Here is a 12,407-nt window from a genome sequence, read left to right on the forward strand (position 1 = left end):
GATGAAGATTAACGGTGTAATGATCGATGATGCCTTTGCCGAAGCTTTTCCAATGCAGGCAACAGGCATCATTATCACTGCCATCGATTTGCATTGGGCATATCGTGCGGCGAATTCCATCATCGGATTTGCTTCGTCTGTCATAGCCTGCGGCTGCGAAGCAGACATCGAGCGTGAGTTAAAGCCAACTGAGACACCGGATGGCCGACCTGGACTTTCGGTTTTGATCTTTGCCATGTCGGTCAAGCAACTAAGAGAACAAGTTCAACGGCGCGTGGGGCAATCTGTCATGACAACTGCCACAACTGCCTGCTTTGCTGGCATTGACAGCGAGGTGACGGTGCCATTAGGCAAGAGCCTACGTTTCTTTGGAGATGGACATCAGATAGCCAAAACAGTAAATGGTAGACGCTATTGGCGAATACCGGTGATGCATGGCGAGTTTATATGTGAAGAGATGACCGGGGTGGTCCCGGCCATTGGTGGTGGCAACTTTATGGTGCTTGCAAAGACGGCCCGCCACGCCCTGGCCGCCTGTGAGAAATCAGTCAAGGCAATTCGCAAGGTGCCTAAAGCGGTTACTGCCTTCCCAGGCGGAATCGTTGGTGCCGGGTCGAAAATGGGTTCGAAGTACAAGTTCTTAACGGCTTCGACCAACGAGGCTTTCTGTCCGACTATCAAGGGTCAAGTGAATAGCCAACTTACGGAGGACATTGGTTCTGTTCTGGAGATTGTCATTGATGGGCTCGATGAAGAGGCGATCCGCGCGGCGACGCGAGCCGGGGTTCTCGCCGCTTGCTCACTCGGGCGAAAAAACGGAATTTATCGGATCAGTGCCGGAAACTACGGCGGCAAACTTGGCCCATATCACTTCCACCTAAGAGACATTTTAGCATGAACGCGCTTACGTTCACGCTGCTGACGCGGCCTGTTCATAATGTGGACATGTCGCCTCTTATACCCGATCAATTAACTGGTAAGGCCATTTCCAAGATCAAGGCGATGAAACTCCATTGCGGTAATCGATCGGTTGCTGTTGACCGCCTTTTCAAGGTGTCAGGGATTGATAGAGAGAATATTTGCTTTCTTAAGAGCAGAGAGCAGGTGAATTACATCGGGCGCACAATGAGCCGCGGCAACATCAAGATCAAGGGGACAGCGGGCGATTTCCTGGGTCAGAAAATGACTGGAGGCAGAATCGTCGTATACGGAAACGCAGGTAACTGGACAGGCAGTGGAATGACGGGTGGAGAAATCGAAATAAACGGAAATAGTGGTAATTTCCTTGGCGCAGCTCGACCGGGTGACCAATACGGTATGTCGAACGGCACCATATGTATTGCTGGCAACGCCGGTGATCGCGTTGGGGATCGAATGCGCCGTGGAATCATTGTGATTCGGGGCGACGTAGGTGATTACTGCGGCGCTCGATTACTTGCCGGAACAATTCTTGTATTGGGTAGAGTGGGCCAGTTTACCGGCTATGGCATGAAGCGTGGCACCATCGTACTCGCACAACGCCCTAAACGTCTTGTAGCAACATTTACCAGTTGCGGGCAGCTGAAGATGGAATTCTTACGACTCTTATTTCGACAACTGGCCAGACGAGGACGACAATATAAAGTGTTCAAAGAATTCGGCCCCGAGGTGCATCGTTTCGCTGGCGATCTCTCCTGGTGTGGGAAAGGCGAGATACTTATTTTGGAATAATAACATAGGTAATCTATTTAATGCAGATTCTATAATGGCAAAAAAGCGACGGAACAAGCAGCGAGGCCAGGCTCGCGGGCGGGCTGTTGATCCTCGCGCGCTTGCCGAGGTGTGCGCGTTACTGGCAGACGCACCAAGGCGACGCGAGCTCCTTATTGAATTTCTGCACCTCATCCAGGATCACTATCATCATATCACCGCAGCGCATCTAGTCGCCCTAGCAGATGAGTTGAAGCTCTCTACGACGGAGGTGTACGAGGTTGCAACGTTCTATCACCACTTTGACGTCATCAAAGAGGGTGAACCGATCCCGCCAATGCTTACCGTGCGGGTTTGTAACTCCATTACCTGCGAGATGTTTGGTGCAAATACGCTAATACGGGACTTAAATGAACTATTCGGTAAGCACATCCGCGTGCAGCCCGTGCCCTGTGTCGGACGGTGCCATGGAGCGCCTGTCGCGGTGATCGGTAAAAACCCAATCGAACAAGCAACGCTGAAAACAGTCAAGTCGGCGGTAGATGCAAACAATACAGAACCGATACCGCCACCCTATATCAACTATGACCAGTACCGCAACGAAGGTGGTTATAAGACGCTGGCTGCCTGTATCAACGGGGAGCGAGATGTGGATCAAGTCATTACAACAATGGAAGACGCAAATCTGCGCGGACTGGGTGGCGCGGGTTTCCCGGCGGGACAGAAATGGCGAATCTTGCGCGACCAGCCAAAACCCTGTTTGATGGCTGTGAACATCGATGAAGGCGAACCGGGGACTTTTAAGGATCGTTTTTATCTTGAGCACGACCCGCACCGTTTCTTGGAAGGCATGTTGATATCAGGTTGGGCAACGGAATGCCAGGAAATCTATATTTACCTGCGTGACGAATATGCTGGGTGCCAAGTAACACTCAGCCAAGAGTTAGCCGCCCTTCGGCGGGATCCGCCCTGTTCGATTCCGCCGATTCACCTCAGACGGGGCGCCGGCGCATATATCTGCGGTGAAGAATCGGCGATGATCGAATCCATCGAAGGTAAACGCGGTATGCCACGGCTTAGACCACCGTATGTTGCGCAAGTTGGGCTATTTGGACGCCCTACCCTCGAACATAATATGGAAACGCAATACTGGGTACGCGATATTCTTGAAAAGGGACCAAAATGGTTTACGGCCCAAGGTCGCAATGGCCGTAAAGGTTTACGCTCATTCTCCGTTAGCGGCCGCATACAAAAACCCGGCGTACATTTGGCGCCGGCCGGAATCACGATGCGTGAATTGATCGGTGAGTACTGCGGCGGGATGTTACCCGACCATGAATTCTATGGCTATTTCCCTGGTGGTGCCTCAGGCGGCATCCTGCCGGCGTCCCTTGGCGATGTGCCACTCGACTTTGATACCTTGGCGCCTTACGGCGCCTTTATCGGCTCTGCCGCGATCATTGTCTTGTCGAATCACGACAGCGCGCGGGAAATGGCGCTGAACGCCATGCGATTTTTTGAAGACGAATCCTGCGGCCAGTGCACCCCTTGTCGCGTCGGCACTGCCAAGGCTGTCAAACTGATGGAAAACGATGACTGGGATACCTCATTGCTCGAAGAGTTAGCCGTTGCCATGGAAGATGCATCCATATGCGGGCTCGGACAGGCTGCGCCCAATCCATTGCGCTGTGCGATAAAATACTTTCCCGAGGAGTTTCGTTCACATGGCGGCAATTCCTGAAGACGTATCGTCCGAGGAACGATTGAGATTCACGCTGAATGGTCGTGAGATCGAAGCCCTGTCTCACGAAACCATCCTACAAGTGGCTCAGCGCGTAGGTATTGATATTCCGTATCTTTGTTACCAGGAAGGTTATCGACCGGATGGTAACTGCCGAGCGTGCATGGTTGAGATCAAGGGTGAACGTATCTTAGCACCCGCCTGTGTTCGCAAAGCCACGAAGGGGATGGAGGTCAATAGCGACAACGAGCGTGCCTTGCATTCCCAAAGAATGGTCTTGGAACTCTTGCTATCTGACATGCCGGATCAGGGCATCTCGCCGTATACCCCAAACTCTGAACTGGATCACTGGATAAAGCAATTGGGGGTGGGTAGGCCTCGCTTTCCACAACGCGAACAACCGCACGATGACCTCTCGAATCCAGGCATTGCAGTCAATCTCGATGCTTGCATCCAGTGCACTCGTTGTGTGCGCGCATGCCGCGAAGAACAGGTTAACGATGTCATTGGTTACGCCTTTCGAGGGCCGCATTCGAAGATCGTTTTTGATCTCGATGATCCCATGGGCGAGAGCACTTGTGTAACGTGCGGCGAATGCGTACAGGCCTGTCCCACAGGTGCTCTGATGCCCGCTAACGAGGTGGGGCTCGTCGAACCGGATACCAAGATCGAATCAGTCTGCCCGTACTGCGGAGTGGGATGCCTGCTAACGTTCAATGTGAAAGATAATCATATTCTTTACATTGACGGTCGCGACGGGCCTTCTAATCAAAGCCGTTTATGTGTCAAAGGACGCTACGGTTTTGATTATGTGCACCATCCGGATCGCCTGACCAAGCCATTGATGCGACGCGATGGGATTCCAAAAACACCAGCGCTGATTGACCCAAGGGATATCGACAAATACTTCAGGGAGGTCAGCTGGGATGAGGCATTAGATTTCGCAGCAGTGGGATTACGTCGGATCAAGGATGAAAAAGGCCCCCAAGCCCTTGCTGGCTTCGGATCGGCCAAGGGCAGTAACGAAGAAGCCTACCTGTTTCAAAAGCTGGTGCGGACCGGATTTGGGACCAACAATGTGGATCATTGCACCCGGTTGTGTCATGCCTCATCTGTGGCCGCGATGTTGGAGACCATTGGATCCGGCGCCGTATCCAACCAGGTGGCCGATGTCGCAGAAGCTGAGGTCATCGTGGTGATCGGGGCTCGCCCAACGGTGAATCACCCGGTCGCGGCAACCTTCATCAAGAACGCCGCCCAGGCGGGCAAGACACTCATTGTCATGGACCCATACCGGTATGAACTTGCACGCCATGCTGATTATTACCTGCAAATGCGCCCCGACACCGATGTTGCGCTTCTTAATGCCATGATGCATACGATCATCTATGAAGGACTACAAAACGATGCCTACATCGCCAAGTACACGGAGGGCTATGAAGATCTGAAGCGCTGTGTAGAGGCTTATACCGCCGAAAAGGTCGCCCCCCTCTCTGGGATCCCAGCCGAGACGATCAAAGAGGTCGCACGCCGCTATGCAAAATCAAAAGGCTCCATGATCTTCTGGGGAATGGGAATTTCCCAGCACATCCATGGCACGGACAATGCCCGCTGCCTGATTTCACTTGCGCTCATGACAGGACAAATAGGTCGCCCCGGTACGGGCCTACACCCGCTCCGTGGTCAGAACAATGTGCAAGGCGCATCGGACGTTGGCCTCATTCCCATGTTTTATCCGGACTATCAGGCGGTTGATGATCCAGCGATTCAAGGAAAGTTTGAGAAATTTTGGGACACACAACTGGATCCTGATGTGGGCCTCACAGTGGTAGAGATCATCGACGCGATTCACGCCGGCGAGCTACACGGAATGTACATCATGGGTGAAAATCCAGCCATGTCGGATCCCAACCTGACCCATGCCCGCGAGGCAGCGGCGAAGCTTCAGCACCTGGTAGTACAAGACATTTTCTTTACCGAGACCTGTAGTTTCGCTGACGTTATCTTGCCTGCTTCAGCCTTTCCTGAGAAAACCGGCACCATTACCAACACAGATCGGCGGGTACAGCTGGGGCGTAAGGTTCTGGATCCGCCGGGGGATGCCCGTCAGGACCTCTGGATCATCCAGGAGATTGCCACGCGTATCGGACTGGATTGGCACTATTCAGGACCGAGCGAGGTATTTGACGAGATGCGTGCTGCGACACCAAGTATTGGCGGCATCACCTGGGAGAGGCTGGAGCAGGAAGACTCCGTCACCTATCCCTGCGAGAAGGAAGGCGATCCGGGAGACCCGATCCTTTTCGATGACGGCTTTCCCACGCCCTCCGGCAAAGGGCGATTCGTGCCCGCTGAGCTTTCATACGCAGATGAACTCCCTGACGATGATTATCCGTTTGTCTTCACGACTGGCCGCCAACTGGAACATTGGCATACAGGCACGATGACCCGTCATGCCGCGGTGCTGGATGCGATTGAGCCGGAACCGGTTTTTAATATTCACCCCGACGACCTTAAGGCCATCGATGCACATCCGGGAGATCGGATTGTGCTTGAATCAAGAAGAGGTCGCATAGAAGCACGGGCACGTGCTGATACTGCTATGCAACGCGGCAGCGTGTTTATGGCGTTCCACTTCTGGGAGGCCGCCGCAAACCTGTTGACAAACGCAGCGCTGGACCCCGTTGCTAAGATTCCAGAGTTTAAATTCTGCGCCGTGCGGGTGACACCGGCTGACTCAAATACGCAAGTACCCCAAGGGGCAAAGCAGCAAATCGCCTAATAGTTAACCTGGACAAGCGGCAGCTAGGTCGGTGGGAATAATAAGGTGCTGGGGGAAATTACAAAAAGAAGAAGGATTACTCGGTGTCGACAGCCCCGACGAAGGTTAGGGTCTCCTCGATGAGCGGCTCACCCATCTCAAGGCCGTCCTCCGTTTTGCCCGGGACCACGGTGCGAATCTGGTATAGCGAGCCCGGGATCTGCTCCGACAAAATGATGGTGTATTGCTTGTCCGCGTATTCCTCAAACAGGGGTCGCTTCGGATCATTAACATAGGGCGCAAACCGGATCTGATGGCCATCCACTTCACTGCCATTATAATCAAACGTAATCGGCGTCACCTCAGCGCCGTCGGCGAATGCATACTTGAGCCGCCGATGGAAGTACCGCCAGTTCCCTTCGGTCAACCGATCCATCTCGTACACGTCACCTTGTAAATAGAACCCAAGCACGGGATTGCCACGCACATTTTTCTGAGGCGGCATGAACTGTTTCCTTTCGCCACTGAAAAAATCTATCTCAGTGTCTTTCATCCCGTCCTCGTGGACATTGACAACAGCAAGGTACACCCTGTCGTCAATACTCTCTTCGAGTAATCCACGCTTTGTGAACTGATAGCGTAACTCACTCGGTTTATTGATATTGGCGAGATGGTCTGTACGCCAGAGTAAGGTCTCTGCCGGAGAAAAGGCCGCCGCGCCAGCGCCACCGACCTCCTCCGCGGTCACCGCTGTCGAGGTCAGCGCAAGCACACCAATCAACGATAAAACCTTAGCCGTATTCATCATCCGTATACGTTGCACAGCGTCAACACCCCTACTCCTCAATCAACGGTACGCCGTAGTCCACGAGTATTTCTCTTATCTCGTCCCTGTTCTGATCGATCAATTGATTCAATTGTTTCTTCCATTCTCGGTCGCTATGACGCACGGCCATGGCAATATTGTAGTTGAACCGCATTTCTGGATCATCGGGATCAGATGCCATCGGGATAACGATGATCTCAGCGGAATCGATCTGCTTGGCAAAGTAGCCGGCAATCGGACCCCAAATAATCGTCACGTCGATCTTGCCATCGACGAGGTCCCGTTCGATGATCTGACCGGGATATTCCCTTGCGTCGCCAGACATCATTCTGTAGGGGACCATCTGTTCCATTAAGCCGTTTTTGAATACCCACAGCTGGGCCGGACCGCGGTCAAAAAGCCCCACTTTCAGCTGCTTCTTCCGTTCGGGCGGTAGATTGGCCAAGTCTTCGGGGGTCTTGACATCATCTAAGCCCCGGCCCTTGACATAGACCATAGCCCAGGCAGATGAATAGTAAGGCTTGGTGGTTGCCGCCAATTCGAAGCCGTCGGGCACACCTATCACTACATCGCACTTGTATTCACCCGGCCTGATTTCTGATCGAAGCGTATTGCGAATAAAACCGATCCGCTGTGGAAAAAAAGTGTACTCAACCGGCAGATTCAATTGCTCAGCAAAGAGTTCGGCAATCTTATTCTCAAAGCCCTGCTGTTCCTCATTGGAAAAAGGGAGATTAAATGGGTCTGCACAGACTTTGAATGCTGTACGCTCGGCTGCCACGCTTGACATGGCTCCCCCAACCAGGGCAGCGAACCCAGCCAGTGCAAGCGCCGCTACTGGCAGCCGGGAATTCCAACAACACGTAAACTTTGCCATTCTGCACAATACCTCCAAGTAGGAATAACGCCTCCATGAGCCGCATACAGTGAGACTTAAGGAACGCCCCTATACTGAGTGTCAAGGAAAGAGCCAAGCGACCGGTCCCGGCCGCCATTCGCGTTGGCACCCTACGGGATGTTGCAGCTCGCTTCCCGATGTGAGTCGCTTTTTTGGCAACCACCCCCGACGGGACGAATGCATAACCGTCTGTGGCGTCGCTACTTAGCCTCGGCTCTTTGGCTGATGGCCTGGTTTGCCTTGATTGCAAGGCGCTTGGCCTGGCCCTGCGCGTTGGCCTTTACTTGCTCGATATTCGTCGGCTCGCCGACGATTATGGCACCGCCCATACCAAAACCCCAATGGGGGGTGCACTTGTAGAGATAAACCCCTTCTACATTCAAGGTGACGCTGCCATTCTCGCCCATCGCGAGGTGCCAATGTTCCGCGCCGTCTGGGATTACCCCTTCCAGCGACTGGGAATCATGACCGCTCATATTCGTCCAGGACACCCTATCACCGGGCTGAATAAAGACCACCAATGGTGCAAACTTGGTGGCCTGCGCTGATATGGTGACGTCTTCCGCGAATGCATTATTAAACCCAAGCATCAAAACAGATGCCATAACAATCAATGCATATTTCACTTGCGTCTCTATTACTCCAATTCTTATCGCTCCAACCTTGAGGCCTGACGAGCGTTTTGCAAGCTATTATGAGCTGCTGCTAGCCCACGCTCCAATCAACAACGCCCCTGATTCTGTCAACAACGCCGCCCAAAGGCAAGCCGGCTGGTTGACGCGCCAGTGTCCCGATCCGCCAGGCACGGCCCCATCGTCACCGTGGGGTCTCCCTGCCAGAGTGACCCTGTCCGGCGACCAACGACATCGAATATTCGCGTCAAGACGCGCTCGCCTATCTGACCTGACGGGATCTAAGAACTTTTAAGCCAATATATTGCACTGCATCATAATGGATGGTGCGGTAGATCCCTTGGCCCACGCCTTAGCACAGCCCATCAACCGCCTGTGACCTTAAACTCGTCTGTCATGTCTGAACAAAAAAATCCCCGGTACCCGAAGGTACCGGGGATATCACCACAGTGTCCTTATTAGAGTAGTTGTCCTTCGCTTACGGCAGGCTGAAGGCGGTCAGCACGCCACCCAGGCGGGTGTAATGCTTCAGGCCCTTATAGGCGCCCACGGCACCGAGCCCATCCGTGTCCTTCTCAAGACCAGCCGCAAAGCCGATGCCGGCCCAACCACCGAGCCCAGACAGCACACCAACGTACTGCTTGCCCTTGTGGCTCCAGGAATTGGTGTTGGCAATGATCCCGGACGGGGTCTTGAACTTCCACAACAATTTGCCGGTGTTGGCGTCAATGGCCTTGAGGTAGCCTTCCAGAGTGCCATAGAACACCACATCACCCGCAGTCGCCAGCACGCCGCTCCAGACGGAGAACTGCTCCGGAATGGACCAAACAATCTTGCCCTTATCAGCATCCCAGGCAATCATATTACCCAGATTGTTGGTGCCATCACCCGTCACCTTACCGGCCGGGAACATATTGAGGATCGCATTTACAAACGGCTGACCGGCAACATACTGATTGGCACCCGCCGCGTAACTCACAGGCTCATAGTCCATGCACACGTGATTGGTGGGTACATAGAACAGGCCCGTGCGCGGTGAGTAGGCCGCCGGCTGCTGATCCTTCACGCCTAACGCCGCCGGGCAGATGTTGGTGGTGTTGACATCTTCACCCTGAGCGTCCGTGCTGTAACGAGACACCACCTGTGGACGTCCCGTCTTCATGTCCACATGGGTTGCCCAGTTGGTAGCCGGATCATACTTCTCGGCTACCAGCAGCTCACCGGTGATACGGTCCAGCGTGTACCCAAAGCCATTCCGGTCGAAATGTACCAGGGCCTTGCGGTTCTTGCCCTTGACCTTCATGTCGACCAGGATCATCTCGTTGACGCCGTCATAGTCCCACTCATCATGGGGCGTCATCTGATAGACCCATCGGGCAATCCCGGTGTCCACGTCGCGAGCCATAATAGTCATGCTCCACTTGTTGTCACCCGGACGCACGACCGGATTCCAGGTCCCTGGATTGCCGGTGCCGTAGTAGATGAGGTTCTCGGCCTTGTCCCAAGGCCACCAGCCCCAAATGCTACCGCCGCCTTGCTTCCACTGATCGCCTTTCCAGGTTTTGGTGCTGGAGTTCTTGCCAACTGGCTTCAGCATTGACTTAGTGTTTGAGTCAAAGAGCATGTCCGCATCCGGCCCCATGCTGAAGGCCCGCCATGCCAGGCTGCCGTCCGAGATGTTATAAGCCGCCATCCAGCAGCGCACACCAAACTCAGCACCGGAGCAACCAGTGAAGATCTTGTCCTTGATGGGGTGCGGGGCGTGGGTGTTGGTCTGCCCCTGCTTGGGACCGTAGGGACCACCCATCGCTGCGGAGATATCACCGCCATTCTTAATCGACCAAACCTTCTCACCCGTTGCGGCATTGATTGCCACGAGGGTGGTGTCGGCCTGCTGCAGGAAGATCTTGCCTTCAGCGTAACTGAGACCACGGTTGACCGTGTCGCAGCACATCACAGGCACGACTTCATCCCAGTCCTGTATCGGTTTGTACTCCCATACGATCTCGAGGTTATCAAGGTTAATGGCGAACGTGTTGTTAGGAAACGCAGCATGGATGTACAGCGTGTCGTGATCCAGACCCGTAGCGCTACCGGGTAATACCAGCGGACCCCCTTCATGACCACGCAGTACGCCCGTGGAGAACGTCCATGCTGCCTGAAGTTTACCGGCGTTCTTGTTGTTGATCTGCTTCAACTCAGTGTAACGCCAGTTCCAATAGTTCCCGCCCGGATAGGCCCAATAGTTAGGGTCCTGAGTCAGCTTCAGTACCCCCTCATTGGCCAATACCGAGGCGGGAATGGCGAGGGCAACGACCGCCACAAGCCACCGTCTCATTGATGATTTACTCATGACCTCCTCCTTAAAATGTTATGGTTGATCATGTTGATCTCTAGCGAAGAAAAACCCCCAATACCTCAAGATCAGAAGGCATCAGGGGAATGATAATTCGCGGACCCTATCGTTTTCACTACAACTCGGGGATGCGACTGCAAACGGCAGTACACAGGCTTGTTTGAACACTCAGCCATGGCGGCAGCAACACGAGGCTGAGCAGGTGATCGAAGACGCTTCACGTCCATTCTTGGCATCGTTATTATTTATCCTGCCCCAGATTATGGGTTGGGGTTAATTCTTATAGGGCTGATTATAATCCAATTCAACCATTCATCAATATGTATTTGTATTCCATGCAATCGGGTAAAAACCTGCCGGCAAGGGGCCGCTATGAGAGCGCTCGGGCGAAGACGCCGGCAAATGATAAGCAACGTAAACTTCACCTTGTAGCCCATTCAATGAAAGCGCTATTTCTGTATTCTCCTCACGAGACAATTGGATCGACTGCCCACCATGACCCAGGGCCGCAGGACTGGCACCCTCGGTTCCCCATCTTTCTCCTAACGCCCAATCCAGCGATTCATCGACCCCCCTTTGGCTTTGTGAGCGGATCGGCAGGGACCCTCACCCCTTACGCCGAGCCACCCGCCAGGCCGGACGATAACGGGCAGAGGGCCTACCGACCTTTCAATACCTAGGCCAACCCATGGCCTTCCCCAGCAAGGCTTGCCAAGGACGGGGCCAAACCGGCCCCGTTATCTGGATGGCTGGCACTTGCCCCGCCAGCGCCCGAAACGCAGCCCCGCTCATCCATCGGCACGGCCCCCTTGCAACTACAACCAGGCCAACTTTCGTGATATAAACACCGAGGTGCGAACGAAGAGATTAAGTGGATGTTTCCCAAGTTAACCCGCGAATATTTCAGACGCGCTGGCTTATGGTTGGTACTGTTTGCGATCGCCCCGCCCGTGGCAGCCACGCCGGAAGAAGAGTCCCGGCAGATCTGGGACACCAGTTTGAAGCCCGTGTACTTTGCGGATCGGGCGATTTCCGAAGGGGCCGCACAGACCATTATCGAACTCACCGCGCCACCGAAGGCTGAAGATCCGGCCCTCGTTCCCATTTCGATCCACACCAAGATCCCACAGACCGACGACGCGTTCATTCAGAAGATCTATGTCTTTATCGATAAGAATCCCCTGCCGTTAGTCGGGATTTTTGCCTTTACACCGGCGAGCGGGCGTGCCGATCTGGCAATGCGGATCCGCATTGATGACCGAAGCTATGTTCGAGCTATCGCCGAGACGAACACCGGCGAGCTATACATGGATGAGCGCTTTGTCAGGGCCGTGGGCGGCTGCTCGGCCCCACTCGGGAAAGACCTTGCCGAGTCCATGGCGCGACTCGGGAAGATCAAAATTAGAATCCTGGGCGAAATCCAACAGGGCGAGCCGAGCCTCACACAGCTGATGATCAGTCACCCGAATATCACGGGCCTTGCGATGGACCAGGTGAGGCGGAT

At 54.1% G+C, this 12,407-nt stretch carries 9 protein-coding genes; 5 read left to right on the top strand and 4 right to left on the bottom strand.

Going from position 1 to position 12,407, the window contains the following annotated elements; all coding sequences use genetic code 11:
* The first annotated feature begins 1 nt into the window (after position 1).
* The 4 genes from fhcD to fdhF are packed head-to-tail and all read left to right on the top strand — an operon-like array spanning position 2 to position 6,212.
* Positions 2-898 carry a formylmethanofuran--tetrahydromethanopterin N-formyltransferase gene (gene fhcD / locus O6944_04035; protein MCZ6718311.1) on the top strand — a complete coding sequence of 299 codons (897 nt, stop codon included), beginning with the start codon at positions 2-4 and terminating at the stop codon, positions 896-898.
* Positions 895-1,710 carry a formylmethanofuran dehydrogenase subunit C gene (locus O6944_04040; protein MCZ6718312.1) on the top strand — a complete coding sequence of 272 codons (816 nt, stop codon included), beginning with the start codon at positions 895-897 and terminating at the stop codon, positions 1,708-1,710. Before fhcD ends, O6944_04040 begins: the two co-directional genes overlap by 4 nt.
* Before the next feature lie 34 nt (positions 1,711-1,744).
* Entirely contained in the window at positions 1,745-3,430 is a 1,686-nt protein-coding gene (locus tag O6944_04045; GenBank protein MCZ6718313.1) for an NAD(P)H-dependent oxidoreductase subunit E, read from the top strand.
* Positions 3,414-6,212: a formate dehydrogenase subunit alpha gene (gene fdhF, locus O6944_04050; GenBank protein ID MCZ6718314.1), complete on the top strand. Its 2,799-nt coding sequence runs from the start codon at positions 3,414-3,416 to the stop codon at positions 6,210-6,212. The genes O6944_04045 and fdhF overlap by 17 nt, the downstream gene beginning before the upstream one ends.
* A gap of 76 nt (positions 6,213-6,288) precedes the next feature.
* On the opposite strand, the gene O6944_04055 is transcribed toward fdhF, so the two are convergent.
* From O6944_04055 to O6944_04070, 4 genes are all read right to left on the bottom strand, one after another.
* Positions 6,289-6,999, bottom strand: coding sequence for a hypothetical protein (locus O6944_04055; GenBank protein MCZ6718315.1), 711 nt, complete (start codon positions 6,997-6,999; stop codon positions 6,289-6,291).
* Positions 7,000-7,027: 28 nt separating this feature from the next.
* The gene (locus O6944_04060) at positions 7,028-7,894 is read right to left on the bottom strand and encodes a quinoprotein dehydrogenase-associated putative ABC transporter substrate-binding protein (protein MCZ6718316.1); all 867 of its coding nucleotides are present in this window, start codon (positions 7,892-7,894) and stop codon (positions 7,028-7,030) included.
* A gap of 221 nt (positions 7,895-8,115) precedes the next feature.
* Entirely contained in the window at positions 8,116-8,520 is a 405-nt protein-coding gene (locus O6944_04065; GenBank protein MCZ6718317.1) for a plastocyanin/azurin family copper-binding protein, read from the bottom strand.
* 505 nt (positions 8,521-9,025) lie between these two features.
* The gene (locus O6944_04070) at positions 9,026-10,885 is read right to left on the bottom strand and encodes a PQQ-dependent dehydrogenase, methanol/ethanol family (protein ID MCZ6718318.1); all 1,860 of its coding nucleotides are present in this window, start codon (positions 10,883-10,885) and stop codon (positions 9,026-9,028) included.
* 893 nt (positions 10,886-11,778) lie between these two features.
* On the opposite strand from O6944_04070, the gene O6944_04075 reads away from it, so the two are divergent.
* Positions 11,779-12,407, top strand: a 629-nt coding sequence (locus O6944_04075) for a quinoprotein dehydrogenase-associated SoxYZ-like carrier (protein MCZ6718319.1), incomplete at its 3' end; no start/stop codon positions are given.

This window comes from Gammaproteobacteria bacterium (assembly GCA_027296625.1).
In the GTDB taxonomy this organism is placed as follows: Bacteria; Pseudomonadota; Gammaproteobacteria; order JAKEHO01; family JAKEHO01; genus JAKEHO01.

Bases quoted from the DNA above. Each gene is read 5' to 3' on its own strand.
- fhcD (MCZ6718311.1), top strand. From the start codon at position 2: ATGAAGATTAACGGTGTAATGATCGATGATGCCTTTGCCGAAGCTTTT.
- O6944_04040 (MCZ6718312.1), top strand. From the start codon at position 895: ATGAACGCGCTTACGTTCACGCTGCTGACGCGGCCTGTTCATAATGTG.
- O6944_04045 (MCZ6718313.1), top strand. From the start codon at position 1,745: ATGGCAAAAAAGCGACGGAACAAGCAGCGAGGCCAGGCTCGCGGGCGG.
- fdhF (MCZ6718314.1), top strand. From the start codon at position 3,414: ATGGCGGCAATTCCTGAAGACGTATCGTCCGAGGAACGATTGAGATTC.
- O6944_04055 (MCZ6718315.1), bottom strand. From the start codon at position 6,999: ATGATGAATACGGCTAAGGTTTTATCGTTGATTGGTGTGCTTGCGCTG.
- O6944_04060 (MCZ6718316.1), bottom strand. From the start codon at position 7,894: ATGGCAAAGTTTACGTGTTGTTGGAATTCCCGGCTGCCAGTAGCGGCG.
- O6944_04065 (MCZ6718317.1), bottom strand. From the start codon at position 8,520: ATGGCATCTGTTTTGATGCTTGGGTTTAATAATGCATTCGCGGAAGAC.
- O6944_04070 (MCZ6718318.1), bottom strand. From the start codon at position 10,885: ATGAGACGGTGGCTTGTGGCGGTCGTTGCCCTCGCCATTCCCGCCTCG.